Source organism: Pseudoalteromonas sp. NZS127_1, from assembly GCF_015864295.1.
In the GTDB taxonomy this organism is placed as follows: Bacteria; Pseudomonadota; Gammaproteobacteria; order Enterobacterales; family Alteromonadaceae; genus Pseudoalteromonas; species Pseudoalteromonas arctica.
Genome location: NZ_JADYXO010000012.1, coordinates 43,489 through 61,239, shown reverse-complemented (window position 1 = coordinate 61,239; position 17,751 = coordinate 43,489). Strand labels below are relative to the sequence as shown.

General features: G+C 40.7%; 15 protein-coding genes. 3 read left to right on the top strand and 12 right to left on the bottom strand.

The genetic code is table 11. From position 1 onward, the window contains the following. Window positions 1-101: 101 nt before the first annotated feature. Window positions 102-2,234, top strand: a complete 2,133-nt coding sequence (locus I6F50_RS12230) for an alpha-galactosidase (protein ID WP_197176345.1) — start codon at window positions 102-104, stop codon at window positions 2,232-2,234. A 175-nt stretch (window positions 2,235-2,409) separates the two neighbouring features. On the opposite strand, the gene recG is transcribed toward I6F50_RS12230, so the two are convergent. Genes recG through asnC form a run of 3 tightly spaced genes read right to left on the bottom strand, consistent with a single transcriptional unit; the run spans window position 2,410 to window position 5,736 of the window. Beyond that, complete coding sequence (gene recG / locus I6F50_RS12225) at window positions 2,410-4,491, bottom strand: ATP-dependent DNA helicase RecG (RefSeq protein ID WP_197176343.1); 2,082 nt, start codon at window positions 4,489-4,491, stop codon at window positions 2,410-2,412. Window positions 4,492-4,549: 58 nt separating this feature from the next. Beyond that, the gene (trmH, locus tag I6F50_RS12220) at window positions 4,550-5,236 is read right to left on the bottom strand and encodes a tRNA (guanosine(18)-2'-O)-methyltransferase TrmH (protein WP_197176341.1); all 687 of its coding nucleotides are present in this window, start codon (window positions 5,234-5,236) and stop codon (window positions 4,550-4,552) included. A 41-nt stretch (window positions 5,237-5,277) separates the two neighbouring features. Continuing rightward, on the bottom strand, window positions 5,278-5,736 hold the full coding sequence (gene asnC, locus I6F50_RS12215; protein ID WP_002958822.1) for a transcriptional regulator AsnC: 459 nt from the start codon (window positions 5,734-5,736) through the stop codon (window positions 5,278-5,280). Between the two features lie 197 nt (window positions 5,737-5,933). On the opposite strand from asnC, the gene asnA reads away from it, so the two are divergent. Continuing rightward, complete coding sequence (gene asnA / locus I6F50_RS12210; protein ID WP_024593433.1) at window positions 5,934-6,929, top strand: aspartate--ammonia ligase; 996 nt, start codon at window positions 5,934-5,936, stop codon at window positions 6,927-6,929. 49 nt (window positions 6,930-6,978) lie between these two features. Here the strand turns inward: asnA and I6F50_RS12205 are convergent, their stop codons facing one another. The 5 genes from I6F50_RS12205 to gmk all read right to left on the bottom strand — a co-directional run bounded on the left by I6F50_RS12205 (window position 6,979) and on the right by gmk (window position 12,658). After that, window positions 6,979-8,586: a DUF342 domain-containing protein gene (locus I6F50_RS12205; RefSeq protein WP_165739429.1), complete on the bottom strand. Its 1,608-nt coding sequence runs from the start codon at window positions 8,584-8,586 to the stop codon at window positions 6,979-6,981. A gap of 151 nt (window positions 8,587-8,737) precedes the next feature. Then, the gene (locus I6F50_RS12200) at window positions 8,738-9,130 is read right to left on the bottom strand and encodes a RidA family protein (RefSeq protein ID WP_007580015.1); all 393 of its coding nucleotides are present in this window, start codon (window positions 9,128-9,130) and stop codon (window positions 8,738-8,740) included. Window positions 9,131-9,142: 12 nt separating this feature from the next. Next, the gene (gene spoT, locus I6F50_RS12195; protein WP_007580016.1) at window positions 9,143-11,248 is read right to left on the bottom strand and encodes a bifunctional GTP diphosphokinase/guanosine-3',5'-bis pyrophosphate 3'-pyrophosphohydrolase; all 2,106 of its coding nucleotides are present in this window, start codon (window positions 11,246-11,248) and stop codon (window positions 9,143-9,145) included. A gap of 388 nt (window positions 11,249-11,636) precedes the next feature. Continuing rightward, the gene (gene rpoZ, locus I6F50_RS12190) at window positions 11,637-11,912 is read right to left on the bottom strand and encodes a DNA-directed RNA polymerase subunit omega (RefSeq protein ID WP_007378835.1); all 276 of its coding nucleotides are present in this window, start codon (window positions 11,910-11,912) and stop codon (window positions 11,637-11,639) included. Between the two features lie 125 nt (window positions 11,913-12,037). Then, on the bottom strand, window positions 12,038-12,658 hold the full coding sequence (gmk, locus tag I6F50_RS12185; protein WP_197160727.1) for a guanylate kinase: 621 nt from the start codon (window positions 12,656-12,658) through the stop codon (window positions 12,038-12,040). A gap of 249 nt (window positions 12,659-12,907) precedes the next feature. Here gmk and I6F50_RS12180 point away from each other — a divergent pair, with 249 nt between their 5' ends. Continuing rightward, on the top strand, window positions 12,908-14,383 hold the full coding sequence (locus I6F50_RS12180; protein ID WP_197119388.1) for an NAD(P)H-hydrate dehydratase: 1,476 nt from the start codon (window positions 12,908-12,910) through the stop codon (window positions 14,381-14,383). 13 nt (window positions 14,384-14,396) lie between these two features. Here I6F50_RS12180 and I6F50_RS12175 read toward each other — a convergent pair whose 3' ends face one another. From I6F50_RS12175 to groL, 4 genes are all read right to left on the bottom strand, one after another. After that, complete coding sequence (locus tag I6F50_RS12175; protein WP_007580023.1) at window positions 14,397-14,834, bottom strand: hypothetical protein; 438 nt, start codon at window positions 14,832-14,834, stop codon at window positions 14,397-14,399. 6 nt (window positions 14,835-14,840) lie between these two features. After that, complete coding sequence (locus I6F50_RS12170) at window positions 14,841-15,290, bottom strand: VOC family protein (RefSeq protein ID WP_197119387.1); 450 nt, start codon at window positions 15,288-15,290, stop codon at window positions 14,841-14,843. A gap of 199 nt (window positions 15,291-15,489) precedes the next feature. Next, a complete protein-coding gene (gene rnk / locus I6F50_RS12165; RefSeq protein WP_010555031.1) occupies window positions 15,490-15,903 on the bottom strand; it encodes a nucleoside diphosphate kinase regulator in 414 nt (137 codons plus the stop codon). 193 nt (window positions 15,904-16,096) lie between these two features. Next, window positions 16,097-17,743 carry a chaperonin GroEL gene (groL, locus tag I6F50_RS12160; protein ID WP_165728306.1) on the bottom strand — a complete coding sequence of 549 codons (1,647 nt, stop codon included), beginning with the start codon at window positions 17,741-17,743 and terminating at the stop codon, window positions 16,097-16,099. Window positions 17,744-17,751: the final 8 nt, after the last annotated feature.

Here is a 17,751-nt window from a genome sequence, read left to right as displayed (position 1 = left end):
GATTGTGCCTCAAAGAACGAGAGACACATTAATACTTAGTATCACTAAGTTACTTTCGTTATATTTATAACTCACACAATGAACAAGAGGATAGGAAAATCATGGCCGACACTAAATCATTTTATCGATTAGACAGTGTAAACAGCACCGTTATTTTCGACTGCCAGAGCAAAACACCGGCGTTACTGTACTTTGGTAAACGCCTATCTGAGCAAACAACAGAAACAATGCTAACTCAGCTTGCTACCCGCCAAGAAGTAAAATGTGCCGTGGTTGAAGAAGCGCCTATTTCTCTATCTCCGTTATTAGGCGAGGGCTTTACTGGTGCGCCAGGGCTTGAACTTGTAAACGACTCTATTGCTTGGTCTGTAGGGCCAAAGCTAAAAGAGGTTCGTCAGCCATCATCAGCAACGCTTGAGTTTGTAAGCGTAGATAAACTTCGTGGTATTGAAGTAGTGCACAGCATCACGCTTGATAAAAACACTGACGTATTGAGCGCGCATACCGTATTAACTAATTTAGGCGATTCGCCATTAAGTGTTAACTTTTGCGCGGCGCCAACATTCCAGCTGCCAGATAGCGTAAGCAAAATAGTGAGCTTTGAAGGTCGTTGGTCAAATGAATTTCAACGTCAATCGGTTGATTTAGTCTTAGGCAGTTTTGTTCGTGAAAACCGTAAAGGCAAAACATCACACGATGTATTCCCTGGTTTATTAGTGCATAACGAAAATGCAGGCGAGCAGCACGGCGAATGTTACGGCTTTCATTTAGGTTGGAGCGGCAACAATAAACTACGCGCAGAGCTTTTAGCTGAAGGTCGTCGTTATGTACAAATGGGTGAGCTATTACTTCCTGGTGAGCTTACGCTTGCTAAAGGTCAAACGTATCAAAGCCCGAGCATTTATGGCTCGTTTTCGAGTGAAGGTTTTAGTGCGCTTTCTCGTAATTTTCATCGTTTTGTTAAAGCTAATTTACTTAGCCAAGCGCAACGTGAAAAAACGCGCCCTGTGCATTACAACACATGGGAAGGCATTTACTTTGATCACGACGTAGATACGCTTAAGCAACTAGCCGACAAAGTGGCCCCGCTAGGTATTGAACGTTTTGTACTTGATGATGGCTGGTTTAAAGGCCGCCGTGGCGACAACGCAGGCTTAGGTGATTGGACAGTAGATTATAAAATCTACCCAGATGGCTTATCGCCAGTAATTGATCATGTAAACAGCTTAGGTATGGAGTTTGGTATTTGGTTTGAGCCAGAAATGGTAAACCCAGATAGCGATTTATACCGTGCTCACCCTGATTGGGTTTTAGGCTCAGAAAATAACGAGCAGTTAAGCTTTAGAAATCAGCTAGTACTTGATTTAACACGCTCTGAGGTTGTTGAGTACCTGTACAAAGCCATCGACGATATTTTAGTTGAATACCCAACTATTAAATACATTAAGTGGGATATGAACCGCGATATTAATCATGCGGGTAATTTTGATGGTAAGCCAGCAGTACACCAGCAAACATTAGCACTTTATCGTCTAATTGACCGTATTAAAGCGGCGCATCCTGGTCTTGAAATAGAAAGCTGTTCGTCAGGTGGTGCACGTGTAGATTACGGCGTACTTGCACACACAGACCGTGTATGGACGTCAGATTCAAACGATGCGCTTGATCGCCTTGAAATACAGCGTGGATGTTCGTTCTTCTTTCCATCGTCGGTTATGGGTGCACATGTAGGCCCGCGTGATTGTCATATTACAGGGCGTAATGTAAGTATTGAAATGCGTGCTGCGGTATCAATGTTTGGCCACATGGGCATTGAAATGGACCCACGTGAGCTGACCGATCACGAATACAATGCACTTAAAGCGGCAATAGCACTTCACAAAGAGCATCGGGAGTTTATTCATGCTGCCGATTTATACCGCCTAGATAGCGACGATTTATCAATTAACTTTGGTTTAATCGATGAGCAAAAAACAAAAGCGTTATTTGCCTATAACAGCGTTCGCGAAACACCGCGTACAGCGCCTAATAAGCTTCGTTTTGTTGGCCTAGATGCCGATGCGCAGTACACACTTAATTTAGTGTGGCCGGTAAAATTTGAAGAGTATCGCCCATCTTCTATTGCTGCGGTAAATGGTCAAACATTTACAGGTGAAGCGCTAATGCAGTTTGGTTTACAAATGCCAATATCATTCCCGCAAACATCGCTTATATTTGAGCTTAACAAAGCTTAAATTTAACTAAGAGCAGTAAAAGGCGCGAATCGCTTTTATACTGCTTAGCTTAGCTTAGCTCAGTTTAGATATCAGTAGTCAGCTCTATATTGTTTAGAGCTGGCTTTTTTATATCCTTAGTAAGCTAATTTAGTAAATTAACTTAGTAAACTCAAAAGTATCGAAAATAGAGTGGTTACGCTTGCGCGTAATTTTGCTTGTTACCCAACCAACGTTGAATTAGTGGGTCAACAACCTCTGGGTGTTGCTTAAGCATTTGCTGTGCAATCGGTCTTACTTGATTAAGTATGTGCTTATCGCGGGTAAGATCTGCAATTTTAAACTCGGCTAACCCTGTTTGTTTTGTACCGAGTACTTCACCAGGGCCACGAATTTCTAAATCGCGCTCTGCTATCACAAAACCATCGTTACTATCGCGTAGTACACCTAATCGCTTTTGAGCAGTATGAGACAGTGGTGCGTGGTATAAAAGCACGCAATGCGATGCAGTAGCGCCACGGCCAACTCGCCCACGTAACTGATGCAGCTGTGCTAAGCCTAAGCGCTCAGGGTTTTCTATAATGATTAAGCTCGCATTAGGGACATCTACACCAACTTCAATAACCGTAGTGGCAACTAAAACATGTATATTGCCTGCTTTAAACTCGCTCATAATGGCTTGTTTTTCAGCTGATTTCATTCGCCCATGTACTAAACCTACGTTTAGCTCTGGTAATGCTTCTTTTAACTGTAGTGCACTGTCTTCGGCTGCTTGGCATTGCAGTACTTCAGATTCATCAATAAGAGTACACACCCAGTAAACTTGGCGGCCTTGCTCGTTACACGCTAATTTAACGCGGGCAATAATATCGTCTCTGCGAGTATCTGGAAGTGCTACTGTTGTGATGGGCGTACGCCCAGGTGGTAGCTCATCAATGACCGAGGTTTCTAAGTCGGCATAGGCTGTCATCGCGAGCGTACGTGGAATAGGTGTTGCGGTCATAACGAGTTGATGAGGGTAACAATCACCAAATTTACCTTTTTCACGCAGTGATAAACGCTGGTGGACACCAAAGCGATGTTGTTCATCAATAACAATAAGCACTAAGTTATTAAACTTTACTTCATCTTGAAATAAAGCGTGAGTACCTACAATCATTTGCGCCTCACCAGAGGCTATTTTTTCAAGTGTTGCTACGCGCTCTTTACCCTTTGTTTTACCGCCAAGCCAAGCAACTGTTATACCTAGTTGATTAAACCACGTTGTAAAATTAACACCATGTTGCTCTGATAAAATCTCTGTTGGCGCCATTAAAGCTACTTGAAAGCCCTGCGCAATAGCGGTTAGTGCACTCAGTGCTGCTACTAGGGTTTTACCTGAACCTACATCGCCTTGTACTAAACGCATCATGGGATATGCGTGTTGCATATCACCTTTAATTTCAGCAACTACGCGGCTTTGTGCATTTGTGGGTGCAAAAGGAAGTTGTTCTAAAAATTGGCTTTCTAATGTGTTTACCGGATTTAATGCTACGGCTTTAACTTGTTGTCCTTGCTCTCGCACTTTTAATAAGCTGAGGTTTTGAGCAAGTAGCTCCTCAAATACCAGGCGCTGTTGAGCAGGGTGAGTTCCTAGCTCTAATGCAGTTACATCAACATCATTAGGTGGGCGGTGCAGTAATAATAAGGCGTCACTTAGTGGCATATTTGATGGCTGCCACTGTGAAGGCAGTAGTTCTTCTACTGAGTATTTATGTAGTAAATCAATAGCCTGTTCGCTTAAAGCTCTAATCGATAGTTGCTTTAAACCTTCGGTTGTTGAATACACGGGCGTAAGCGTTGTAGCTACTGGTTGTTCGTTAGAAGTATCGCTGATGCTGTATTCAGGATGGCTCATTTCAAAGCCAACGCGGCTACGGCGTATTTCACCAAAACAACGTATTATTTTACCGGCACTAAATGCATTTTTTTGTGCAGCGGTAAAATTAAAAAATCGTAGTGTTAGCCTGCCCGTGCCATCGTTAATCTGGCAAACAAGCATGCGCCTTTTACCAAACGTTATTTGGCTTGTTTCAATAGTTGCTTCAACACTTACGTGGCTATGAAGTGCCAGCTCATTGATGGCATATAAGCGAGTGCGATCTTCATAGCGAAGTGGCAAATGAAAAAGCATATCTTGTACAGTTAAAATACCTAGCTTTAACAAACGTTCAGCCATTTTTGGGCCGACCCCTTTGAGCTCTGTAATTGGGTATTGATTTAAGCTAGGTTTAGACAAATTGTACCAATCTTATTATTTGTGAGTAGGCTAAGTGTACTTACAGAGCTTTAGTCCATCAAGTATGTTTTAAAGCTTGCCAAAATTTCTCATCAGCGACTATTTCGCCGTTTTCATCAAGTGCAGGATAAGGTAATTTTTTTTGTTTACATTGCCTTGCGATAATAGGGTGGCAGCCTTCAAAGTAAAGTGGATGTTTAACTTCGGCGCTCAGCATATCTCTATTATATAAACCAGCCAGCTCGCGTTGGCGCTGTGCTTCAAACAATATTAGCGCAGCAGCAACCGAAACATTTAGTGATTGCACCATGCCTTGCATTGGAATAATAATATTTTGATCGGCATATTCTAGGGCTTTTTCTGATATCCCTGTTTTTTCTTGTCCAACAATAATAGCCGTTGGCTTGGTGTAATCTACTTCTCTAAAATCAACGGCATCTTCTGATAGATGAGTCGCTAATATTTGTATTTCTGGATTGCGTTCACGCATTGCAGTAACGGCATCATCAATATTTCTATGTAAGTGCGTCTCTAGCCAGTTTTTACTGCCACCTGAGGTATTATTTGTTAGCCATTTTTGCTTTTCAGGCCATACAGCATGTACGTGATGGCAACCAACCGCATCAGCACTTCGTACTATTGCAGATAAGTTATGGTGTTTGTGCACGTCTTCTAAACACACTGTTAGGTCTGTTTGACGGCGCGAAAGTACGTCTTCGATTCTTTGATAGCGAGTTTGCTGCATGGTTATCCTCTTTTTTCGGCAATTATACGAGATTTTTGCAGTTAAGGCATTACCGTACGGCTAATTGGATTTTGTAGAGAAATAAGTGTTTCTGTTGATTGTATGGCTTCTATTGCCTGTATTTTATTAATCAGCACATCTTGTAAGTGATCAATGGACTTTGTCATTACCTTTATAAATATACTGTAGTTACCTGTTGTGTAATAAGCCTCTACCACTTCCTCCAATGCTTCTAGCTTTATAAGTGTTTGTGGGTAATCACGTGCGTTATTTAAATTAATACCTATAAAGCAACACACATCGTAGCCTAGCTGTTTAGTATTAATCGTTAATTGGGTGCCTGTAATGATCCCAGCTTGCTTCATTTTTTCAATTCTTACGTGAATTGTCCCAGCGCTTACATTAAATCTTTTTGCTAATTCGGCGTACGCAGTACGGGCATTTGCCATTAACGCATGAAGTATCTGTTTATCGAGATTATCGATTAAATAATTTTCCATTATATATTTGTCATAAAATTATCGAATATATGGTTTTTATACCACTTAATTAATGATTTTTATATATTAAAGCTATTTTTGTTATGGGATATTGAATTAATCCTTTAAATCGTTACATTAACTTCATTAATGGCGCTAGTTAGAGCGCTTTTTATCAATTAAGCAAGTAACAATAACTGGGAATGAGGCCAATTATTATGAGTTCACACTATGTGCAGCAACAGCAGCAAATAAGTAAAGTTAAGCAATTTTTTTCACAACAACTAGAAACCCAACTTGGGCTGGTTGAGGTTCAAGCCCCAATTTTGGCTAAGGTTGGCGACGGCACGCAAGATAACTTAAGCGGCCATGAAAACGCAGTTGCTGTAAATGTGAAAGCGATTACAGATAGCCGCTACGAAGTGGTGCATTCACTGGCTAAGTGGAAACGTAAAACACTGGCTACTTATGGCTTTGGTGTTGGTGAGGGTATTTACACTCAAATGAAAGCTTTGCGCCCAGACGAAGATTCATTAAGCCCTATTCATTCTGTATATGTTGATCAGTGGGATTGGGAAAAAGTAATTAGCGAAACGACAGAGCGTTCGCTGGCAACACTAAAGCAAACTGTTCAATGTATTTATAAAGGGATAAAAGAGACGGAAGCTTTTGTAAGCGAGTCTTATGGTTTAACGCCATTTTTACCGGACGATATTAAGTTTGTGCACAGTGAGGAGCTACGTAAAATGTATCCTGATTTTAGTGCTAAGCAACGCGAAAAAGCCATTGCACAAGAATATGGTGCTGTATTTTTAATTGGTATTGGTGGCGTGCTTGGAGACGGCAAAATTCATGATGTAAGAGCCCCAGATTACGATGATTGGTCTACGCCAACATGCGATCAATATATGGGTTTAAATGGTGACATTTTAGTATGGAACCCAGTACTTGAAGATGCATTTGAAATATCATCAATGGGTATACGTGTAAGTCCTGAGGTTTTAAAAGCGCAGTTAAGTACAACTGGAGATGAAGACCGCTTAGAGTTTGATTGGCATAAAGCGCTACTACAAAGTAAATTTCCGCAAACGATTGGCGGTGGAATAGGGCAGTCGCGCTTGGCTATGCTATTGCTACAAAAGCAGCATATTGGCCAAGTACAAGTGGGTGTATGGCCAAGTCAAACTTATGATACGGTAAGTGGCTTACTTTAAATTGTAAAAAAGTGAGTTAATTTGAGTGCTCAATAGAGCACTCAATTTTTTAGTGTGTTTTAAACTCTATTTCAATTTTATTATTTAAAAGTTTAACGTTGCACGGAGGGTAATTGCGGATTGTTTTAAGTACTTTATCAAAAATATGAATCTCTACGCCTGAATGCAAAACAGAATTCACCGTTAAATTAGCGTCGCTAAGTAAATCGTGTAAGTCATGATCTAAGTTTGAAAGACGTTTTTCTAATAGTTCTGCTTGCTCACAGTAATGTTTCTGAGTAGCTCCAATTTTAGTAATTAATATTTTCTTCTTTTCGGCATCCTTCACTAAATCAGTTTTTTCTAGCGCTGCTTGCAGCGTATCTAATTGTGCATCTGTTTTAGCTAAGTCTTTAAAGCAATTATCAGTATCCGCTGTTATTTCAGCGCCAGAAGTCGCTAGGTTAATAATCATTTTAGCGCCTGATTCATTCCCTATTTCGCCAGCAATGAGAGTTGTTGCATCAAGTATTTCACCACCAAATATTTTACCCTTAGGTAAGTCGGATTGGCCTACTTGCAGTAAGCGCTTAGCTTTTATTACACAATGGCTTGTTTGGCGATCAATAAAAATATTATTTGCATCGAGGTAGCAATACTGCGAGTGAGATACATGAATATCACCTAGCGCAATTAGCTTGCAAGAAAGTGACTTACTATCCATTTTTTGATGGCCAATAATGCCTTGTTTAACCGTGATGTTTCCTCCTGCAGTAAGCTCGCCAGATTCAACCGTGCCAAATATAGTAATATCGCCTTTGGCAGTTACTTTCATCCCTGGGTCTATATTGCGAGTAACAATAACACTGCCTTGAAAATCAATATGGCCGCTTTTTACATTTACATCTGAAATGGTAAAAATATCGTCGACACGCATACCATTATTAATTTCAACCGGAACACCAGCAATAGTAGAGACTAACTCAAGCGGATTCATTTTTGATATTTCAGTCCCTTCGCCGGCGACTAATTGTTTATTTTCTCCGGGTTTTGCGGGCAGTATGTCACCTATTACGGTAAAGCCTTCTTTACCGGGAGTTGCAGGTTGCTGGCGAATAAGCACAGAGCCAGGTTCTACGCTTGCAAGCTTGCCAAAGTCGCGCATATCCACACTGCCATCTTCTTTGAGCTTGGGCGCTTTTAAACGGTCTTTTAAAGTCTCTACGGTTGTTATTAGTTTAGTGGCTAAACCATCGCTTGGGAGCCTACCTTTAGCTAATATCCCCTTAACGACAGATCCTGCAGAGTGTTCAGATTGTTTTTGTAGCAGCTGTTCTAAAAAAGCTTGTTTATACCCACGCACAATACCTGCTTTAACGAGTTGTTTTTTTGCATCTTCTAAGCTTAATAACTTTCCACCTTGGGCAAGCGCTAGCTCGCCAATGGCCAGCATTTTATCGTCGCTAATTGTTACATTTAAAGTGGCATTGTGTTTTGTTGCTACAACGAGAGTTTGTTGTGTGTTTTCGTTTTTAAAAAAATCATTAATAGCGTCATGATCTATTTTACAGTCGCAAAAAGCTGACTTTTCGAGAGCCTCTAAAATAAATGCAGCGCTGGGAGGAATATGTTCTTTTACATCAAGTAAAACATTTCCATTGTTGGCAAGCTTAAACACGAGTTAATCCTTTTTTACTACTTAAGTTAAGTTTGTTTTTTAAAACACAACTACAGATTGCTAGAAATTTACATTTGAGTCAAGAAGTCAGATAAAACGAAGTGTGGAGCGAAAAATAAAGGCTATAGAGAAGCTCTATAGCCTGTAATACTTAATTGGTAGAAGGTAATTCCATTATTCCGTCTATTTCAACTTGTGCACCTTTTGGTAGTGCACGAACACCTAATGCAGCTCTAGCTGGGTAAGGTTGTTTAAAGTATTGGCTCATCACTTCATTTACAGTGGCGAAGTTAGATAGATCAGTTAGGTAAATATTGATTTTAACTAAATCGTGAATTTTTCCGCCTGCTTCTTCACATACCGCAGCAATATTTTTAAATACTTGATGCGTTTGCTCGCTAAAATCTTCTGAAATCATTTCCATCGTTTCTGGAACTAATGGAATTTGACCAGATAAATAAACAGCGGTACCTACTTTAACTGCTTGGCTATAAGTGCCAATAGCTGCAGGTGCTTTGTCGGTAGAGATAAATGCTTTATTCATGTGTTTCCTATTTTATTTTTTACGATAGACTTTTTGTACATCAGGCATAACGCGAATGCGGCGCATAATGTTAGCAACGTGGATACGGTTTTTAACGGTAACCCCTAAATCTATCACGTATAAATTACTTTCTTTTTCATCGGTGGCAATTTCGACAATATTGGCTTGGGTTGTAGCGACAACATTGGTTAGCTTAGCTAACGCGCCTTGATGGTTAATAATTTCAACTCTCAGAGCTGCAATATATTCTTTTTCTGGGTTATCGTCCCATTTTACAACTAAGTATTTAGAGCGCTCATTTTCCCAACCACGAATATTTTTACATTCTTGGCGGTGAACGGTCAGGCCCTTACCTTGGCTTATATGAGCCGTAATGGCATCGCCTGGTACAGGTCGGCAACACTTAGAGTAATTCACTAACATGCCTTCAGTACCAATAATGGTCGCTTTAGCTTGGCTTGTTATATCAGTTAAATCGTCATTGTCATTTTGCAATAAGCGCTTGGCAATTAACATACTCATTAAGTTACCAGAGCCAATTTCTACAAGTAATTCAAGAAGCGTAGTTAGTTCGTGCTCTTCAAGTACTCTCGCTATATTTTCATCAGCAATGCTATCTAGTTTGTTTTCGCCTAATGCCGAATCAAGTAAACGACGCCCTAAAAGCATAGCCTCTTCATGATGCTGGCTTCTAAGGTAATTACGAACACCCAAGCGTGCTTTACCAGTAACAATAAAGTTTAGCCATGTTGCATTAGGGTGGGCACCTGAGCTTGTTATTATCTCTATGGTTTGCCCTGTATCTAATGGCCGACTTAAAGGATGTGGCTTGCGATTAACGCGAGCGCCTACACAAGTGTTGCCTACATCAGTATGAACCGCATACGCAAAATCGACTGCGGTAGCGCCCATTGGTAGCTCAACAATACGACCATCAGGTGTAAATACGTAAATTTCTTCTGGGAATAGCTCAGTTTTTACGTTTTCAATAAATTCAAACGATGAACCCGCACTTTGCTGAAGTTCTAATAAGCTTTGCATCCATTGGCGAGCACGTTGCTGCGAAGTATTACCTGCACCATCACCTGATTTTTTATACATCCAGTGCGCCGCTACACCTTTGTCGGCCATCTGATCCATATCGTGAGTACGAATCTGAATCTCAACAGGTATTCCGTGTGGGCCAACTAATGAAGTATGAAGCGATTGGTAACCATTAGTTTTTGGTACAGCAATATAATCTTTAAAGCGTGTTTCTATAGGCTTATAAAGACTATGAGCCACACCTAATACGCGATAACACGTATCCATAGAATCAACTGCAATTCTAAACGCGTAAATATCCATAACTTCGTTAAATAGCAGTTCTTTATTAAGCATTTTTTTATAAATACTATATAAATGTTTCTCACGGCCTGACACAGTCGCTTTAATGCCTGACTCTTCAAGACGTGCTTCTATTTCATGTTGGATATTAGTGATAACTTCTTTGCGATTACCACGTGCTTTAGCTACTTCAGATTTAAGTGCGCGATGACGCATAGGATATAAAGCTTGAAAACCTAAGTCTTCAAGCTCATTTTTAATATCGTGAATACCTAAGCGGTTTGCTATTGGCGCGTAAATCTCAAGCGTTTCACGTGCTATTCTGCGGCGCTTATCTGGGCGCAGTGCCCCTAAAGTACGCATATTGTGCGTTCTATCAGCAAGCTTGATTAAAATAACTCGAATATCCTGAGTCATTGCCATAATCATTTTGCGGTAGTTTTCAGCTTGGAATTCTTTTTTATCTTTAAAGCTGAGCTTATCGAGCTTACTTACACCTTCAACGAGTTCTGCCACAGTTTCGCCAAAAATTTCGGCTAAATCTTGTTGGCTAAAATCAGTATCTTCAATTACATCATGCATTAGCGCGGCCATGAGCGTTTCATGGTCAAGATGCATGCCTGCAAGAATTTGGGTTACTTCTACTGGATGAGTTATGTAAGGTTCGCCACTTGAGCGAGTTTGTCCTTCATGGGCCTCTCGGGCTACCACGTAAGATTTTTGAACCAGCTCTACATCAGCAGCGGGCAAGTATTCTGAAATTTTCTTTTTAAGACCTTCAAAAAGATACATTCACACTCCAATGTTCTAGGGCCTGTTGACCTTTCAGGATTGAAATTTGTTCAATCTAGGGGCGATTTAATCGCGGCGCGAGGTTTTTAGCCTAGCGGGCTAAGTAAAAATCGAGCAACAAAGAGTAAATTGCCCCTAGGCAGAACCCTTTGGGCAGCGCATGTTTTGCATTTATGCTGCGTTATCGCCTACTTATGGGAAATAACCACACTACATAGGCTCTGCCTTGCCTAAATACCAAGCATACTGCTGCAAATTTAACCTCGAAAGATAAAAAGGCCCTAGTGAAGCAAATTAGGTAAGCTACGAATATACGATGAAATGAAAGGATTGCCAACGGCTATAGTAGAAATACTGCGCCGTTGGCTAAATCAGACCGGGAGGTCGATTATTGGTTGCCACCAACAATGGCAGCAACAGCAGCTAATTCTGCTGCTTCTTGGTGTTGTTGTTCTTCACGGTCAATTAAGTCCATTGAAGCGCTATCAACTAAACCTAATTCAATTTCACGTAAAGCAACTACCGTTGGCTTATCGTTTTCAGGGTCTACTAGTGGAGTCTTACCACCAACAGCAATTTGGCGGGCACGACGAGCCGCAACTAAAATTAAGTCAAAACGATTACCAACTGCATCTACTGCATCTTCAACTGTTACGCGGGCCATCACAGCACTCCAAAAATAATTTAAAAGCAAAGACGTAGTTTACTCCAAGGAGCCACTTTCGCCAATAGCCAGTGTTCAATTTTTATCAGTTTTACTTGCCTAAGCCTAATTTAAGTAGGCTTAAATTATTTAAGCAGACTATTTAGTAAAACTTGATGACGATCTTCTTGCGCTTTTAGTGTTAAGCGCTGAGCCATTACAATCATTTCTATGTCGGCAAGTGCGTCCTCAAAGTCATCATTAACAATTACAAAGTCGTATTCGTTATAATGTGATGTTTCAGATTGTGCTTTTGCCATACGAGAGGCAATAACCTCAGCCGAATCTTGGCCACGGTTATTTAAGCGTTGTTCTAATTCTTCTTTTGAAGGCGGTAGAATAAAAATAGTTTGTACGCTTGGCATAATTTTGCGCACTTGCTGAGCGCCTTGCCAATCAATATCTAAAAACACATCAATACCGGCATCAAGTTGCGACTCAATAGCCTGCTTTGATGTGCCGTAGTAATTATCGAATACTTGAGCCCATTCAAAAAAGTCATCTTTGGCAATAAGCGCTTTAAATTCGTCTGTAGATACAAAGTGATAATGCACGTCATTTTCTTCACCTGGGCGAGGGGCGCGAGTTGTATGTGATACAGATACTTTCATGTCAGCGTGTTTTTTTAATAACGCATTGATTAAGCTTGATTTACCAGCACCAGAAGGGGCTGACAAAATAAATAAGTTACCGCGAGTTTGTGCCATGTTTTTCTCTACCTAAAAATAAACAGGCTTGGGTTACAAGTAAGCCAAGCCTTTAATTAACTGTATTGTACTTTAATTAGCTCACCTTGCTCAAGTTAGTCGTGCTCATGTTGGTCATGTCCAAATTGGCTTGGGAGTATTTTGCTAAGTTAGATTTTAAATAAAATTGCAGTTTAAAATTATCAATGGAACTAGCCGTTAGATATAAGTATTTGATAAGGTGAAGTATCACCTAGTAAAGGAGCTTTTATGCTCAATAAAACTTTATTTACCGCACAACAAGTAAGAGACAATGAAGCTTTAGCGGCTAAAAATAGTCATTGTGATTTATTTACCCTAATGCAGCGTGCAGGCGAGGCTGTATATAAGCAATGGCAGTTATTTGATGCACAGCATACATTAGTTATTGTTGGCCATGGTAACAACGCTGGAGACGGTTACATTGTAGCTAGGCTTATTATGCAATCAGGTAAAGAGGTAACAGTATGCGCAGCTGAGCCTAATAAAGTATTAACCGGTGATGCAGCAAAAGCGCAGCAGTTATGGATTGAAGCGGGTGGGGTGGTTTCTCATTTTACAAAAGACACTCTTAATAGGTGCGATATCGTTATTGATGCGCTCCTTGGTACTGGCCTTAAAAACGCAGTGCGCGATAATTTTGCGAATATAATAAAAGCTGTAAATAACAGTGATAAGCCCGTAATAAGCATTGATATACCGTCAGGTATTGAGGCGAATACAGGGCAGCCTTTAGGATGTGCAGTACAAGCGACTTCAACCGTTACTTTTGTGGGCATTAAGCAAGGGCTCGCAACGACGGCAGGTAAACAATATAGCGGTAAGTTAGTATTTGATGATTTAGCAATTGGCGATGCGTTTACTTGTATCGCTCAATCTTCAGGAACCCTTGTTAATATCAATAGCTTTAAAGGAATAGCCACGCGGGCAATCAATAGTCACAAAGGAAGCCACGGTAAACTTTTATGTGTTGGTGGCAATCAAGGTACTGCAGGTGCAATTAGGTTAAGTAGTGAAGCAGCTCTTAGAACGGGTGCTGGCATGGTAAGAGTGTATACACACGAAAGCTCAATAACGCCTATTAGTATTGGCAGACCAGAACTTATGGTAAGCAGTAATAACTTACATCAAGCGCTAGAGTGGGCAAGCTGCGTTGTTATTGGCCCAGGGCTTGGGCAAGACGAGTGGGCACAACAAACATTCGATGAAGTAATGCAATATTGCCAAAACAATAAAATGCCATTGGTTATAGATGCAGATGCCCTTAATTTACTGGCTAAGAAAGCTTCATCATACACGTTAGAGCAATGCGTACTTACTCCACATCCCGGCGAAGCTTCGCGACTGCTAAGTGTTAGCACCAGCGACATAGAATCAGACCGCTTTAATTATGCCCGCCTTTGCGCTAAACGCTATAACGCGACTTGTGTATTAAAAGGCGCAGGAACATTAATAGATAATGCCCAGCACACGTGGGTATGTGAAGATGGCAACCCGGCATTGGCCGTTGGCGGCAGTGGCGATGTACTTACTGGTATTATTGGTGCATTGCTTGCCCAAGGTTTAACTATTGATGAAGCAGCACGTTATGGTGTAACACTGCATGCTAAAGCCGGTGATATTGCAAGTGAGCGAGACGGGCAAAGGGGAATGCTACCCAGTGATTTATTCGCAATTGTAAGAGAGTTAGTTAATAAAGTGACGTGAGTTTAAGCGTCACTCAACTATCAGTGTTCGGCTTTAAATTGTGGAACGTTATTGCACCCACTAAAAAGCATACACCTACATAAAGCCAAACACTGCTCGCTATAATATTCCACGTATCGGCTCGTATTAATGCAGGGATAATTATTAAGCTTCGTATGATACACAAGGTTGCAATAGCAATTAAAGCGGTTCTAGTAAGTACTATGTTACGCACTAAGCCAATTGCTGATAAGGCAAATGCAGTACAGGCAAACATGAGTCCAGCTATTGCAATACTACCTAAAGGCGCAAGGAATGTACCTTGCTGTGATGATTCTATTATTTGTATTGGGGCGCGAGCAAATATAAACCAACTAGTGCCACCCCATATACAAAGTAAATGCCATACAGCCGCTGCAGATGCAATAACTCCTGCGCTTAATAAAAATTTTGCTTTTATATTTAACAGCATTTTATCTCACTGATTATTAAGCTGTAATAAATCCCATTTTGTACCATACAAGTCTTCAAAAACCGCTACGGTGCCATAGGGTTCTACTCTAGGCTCTCCGTTAAATATAACGCCTTTAAAAAGCATTAAATTATAATCTCGCCAAAAGTCATCAGTATACAAAAATAAAAACACGCGACCACCCGTTTGATTACCAATAGCGCTAATCTGTTCAGGTGTTGTGGCTTTAGCAAGCAGTAGATTAGTCCTGCTCGAATTAGTCCCATTTGAACAAGTTCCGTTTGAACTAGCCCCGTTTGAATTTGGAGGTGAAATTAACACCCAGCGTTTACCCTCTCCTAAATCAGTATCCTCGACTAATTCAAAATTTAGCTTTTGAGTATAAAACTCAATGGCATCGTCGTAGTCCTTAACAACTAATGCAATGCTGCCGATATGCTGTTGAACGTTAGTCATGTTTAGCTCACTCCGTACTATTAAATAATGTGCTTTTTATCATATTAGTAAATGATTACGCAGGGTATATGCCCCCAATATGTAACTTAGTTATAGGTATAAATTAAACAGTATCAATCTGCTTTATAATAAAAAGCAAAACCCAGCTGAGGCTGGGTTTACTTTAAATCGATTTTTTAGTACTAAGTGCATAAAGTGTTTATCTGTGTAATTCACCAGCACGTTCTGGTTGATAGGTTACTTCTTTTATTTTTACCTTTATTAAGCCGCCACTCGGTTTAGGCCACTCAATTTCGTCGCCTTGGTTTAGCCCAAGTAATGCGCTACCAACGGGTGATAATATCGATATTTTATCGCCGCTAGAGTCACTGTTCTTTGGGTACACCAAGGTTAACGTAAATTCTTCTTTAGAAGACTCAACAATAAAGTTTACAGTTGAGTTCATCGTTACAACTGACGATGGCATATCTTTAGGTTCGACTATTGTTGCTCGTGCCAGTTCAGCTTCCAATTCTTCTTTGTTAGCAAAGCTACCTGCAGGCAATGATTCCATTAAGTCATACAATCTATCTGCATCGAGTGATGAGATGATTAGTTCAGGTTTTTTATTCATCTTAATATCCTTAATAATTTTTAATAAATAAAATTAACTCTGAGTATGGCTTGGCATGCATTTAAGAAGCAAAGGGATACGCGAAGTCATTTTATTAATTAGCCACACCTGTGGCTTTTACTTTATTTGTGCCCAATAGCTAAAAACCCAGCCGAAGCTGGGTTTTTATTTGAGCTAGGTGTTTAGGGGATGATTACATCATGCCGCCCATGCCACCCATTCCGCCCATGCCACCCATATCAGCGCCACCAGCTTCATCTTTTGGGATTTCAGCTACCATTGCTTCAGTAGTGATCATTAGACCCGCAATAGACCCTGCAAACTGTAATGCAGAGCGTGTTACTTTAGTTGGATCTAGGATACCCATTTCAATCATGTCGTTGTATTCGCCAGTTGCTGCGTTGTAACCAAAGTTACCTTCGCCGCCTTTAACTGCGTTAATTACAACTGATGCTTCTTCGCCAGCGTTAGTTACGATTTGACGAAGTGGTGCTTCCATTGCACGAAGTGCAACTTTAATACCGTGGTTTTGATCTTCGTTGTCGCCAACTAAATCTACCAGCTTGCTAGCTGCACGTACAAGTGCAACGCCGCCGCCAGGTACTACGCCTTCTTCAACCGCTGCACGAGTTGCATTTAATGCATCTTCAACGCGGTCTTTTTTCTCTTTCATTTCCATTTCAGTAGCAGCACCTACTTTGATTACTGCAACACCGCCAGCTAATTTAGCCATGCGCTCTTGTAGTTTCTCTTTATCGTAGTCTGATGTTGCTTCTTCGATTTGTGCTTTAATTTGTGAAACACGACCGCTAATACCCGCTTCTTCACCAGCACCATCAATGATTGTTGTATCATCTTTAGTGATAATTACGCGCTTAGCTGTACCTAGGTCTTCAACTGTTGCTTTTTCAAGCTCTAAGCCGATTTCTTCAGAAATAACAGTACCGCCAGTTAATACAGCGATATCTTGTAACATTGCTTTACGACGGTCGCCAAAACCAGGTGCTTTAACTGCTGATACTTTAACAATACCGCGCATGTTATTAACTACTAATGTAGCTAGTGCTTCGCCTTCAAGGTCTTCTGCGATGATTAGTAGTGGTTTGCTTGCTTTAGCAACCGCTTCTAATGTTGGTAATAATTCGCGGATGTTAGATATTTTTTTATCTACAAGTAGAATAAATGGGTTATCTAGTTCAACAGTGCCTTTTTCTGGGCTGTTGATGAAGTAAGGAGATAAGTAACCACGGTCAAACTGCATGCCTTCAACAACATCTAGTTCGTTTTCAAGTGATTGACCTTCTTCTACAGTAATAACACCACTGTTACGGCCTACTTTTTCCATTGCTTGTGCAATGATGTCGCCAATCTCTTTATCAGAGTTAGCTGAAATAGTACCTACTTGTGCAATTGCTTTAGTATCAGAACAAGGAACAGATAACGCTTTAAGCTCTGCAACAGCAGCAATAACTGCTTTGTCGATGCCGCGCTTAAGATCCATTGGGTTCATGCCCGCTGCAACAGCTTTAAGGCCTTCATTAACAATAGACTGTGCAAGTACTGTAGCGGTAGTTGTACCATCGCCGGCTGCATCATTTGCTTTAGATGCAACTTCTTTAACCATTTGTGCGCCCATGTTCTCAAACTTGTCTTCAAGTTCGATTTCTTTTGCTACAGATACACCATCTTTAGTGATAACTGGTGAGCCAAATGATTTATCTAGTACAACGTTACGGCCTTTAGGACCTAATGTAACTTTTACTGCGTTTGCCAGGATGTTTACGCCAGTTAGCATTTTAGCGCGTGCGTCACCTGCAAAAAGTACTTCTTTTGCTGCCATGTTTTAAA

Bases quoted from the DNA above. Each gene is read 5' to 3' on its own strand.
- I6F50_RS12230 (WP_197176345.1), top strand. From the start codon at position 102: ATGGCCGACACTAAATCATTTTATCGATTAGACAGTGTAAACAGCACC.
- trmH (WP_197176341.1), bottom strand. From the start codon at position 5,236: ATGCAGCAAACTCGCTATCAAAGAATCGAAGACGTACTTTCGCGCCGT.
- asnC (WP_002958822.1), bottom strand. From the start codon at position 5,736: ATGGAAAATTATTTAATCGATAATCTCGATAAACAGATACTTCATGCG.
- asnA (WP_024593433.1), top strand. From the start codon at position 5,934: ATGAGTTCACACTATGTGCAGCAACAGCAGCAAATAAGTAAAGTTAAG.
- I6F50_RS12200 (WP_007580015.1), bottom strand. From the start codon at position 9,130: ATGAATAAAGCATTTATCTCTACCGACAAAGCACCTGCAGCTATTGGC.
- spoT (WP_007580016.1), bottom strand. From the start codon at position 11,248: ATGTATCTTTTTGAAGGTCTTAAAAAGAAAATTTCAGAATACTTGCCC.
- rpoZ (WP_007378835.1), bottom strand. From the start codon at position 11,912: ATGGCCCGCGTAACAGTTGAAGATGCAGTAGATGCAGTTGGTAATCGT.
- gmk (WP_197160727.1), bottom strand. From the start codon at position 12,658: ATGGCACAAACTCGCGGTAACTTATTTATTTTGTCAGCCCCTTCTGGT.
- I6F50_RS12180 (WP_197119388.1), top strand. From the start codon at position 12,908: ATGCTCAATAAAACTTTATTTACCGCACAACAAGTAAGAGACAATGAA.
- I6F50_RS12175 (WP_007580023.1), bottom strand. From the start codon at position 14,834: ATGCTGTTAAATATAAAAGCAAAATTTTTATTAAGCGCAGGAGTTATT.
- I6F50_RS12170 (WP_197119387.1), bottom strand. From the start codon at position 15,290: ATGACTAACGTTCAACAGCATATCGGCAGCATTGCATTAGTTGTTAAG.
- rnk (WP_010555031.1), bottom strand. From the start codon at position 15,903: ATGAATAAAAAACCTGAACTAATCATCTCATCACTCGATGCAGATAGA.
- groL (WP_165728306.1), bottom strand. From the start codon at position 17,743: ATGGCAGCAAAAGAAGTACTTTTTGCAGGTGACGCACGCGCTAAAATG.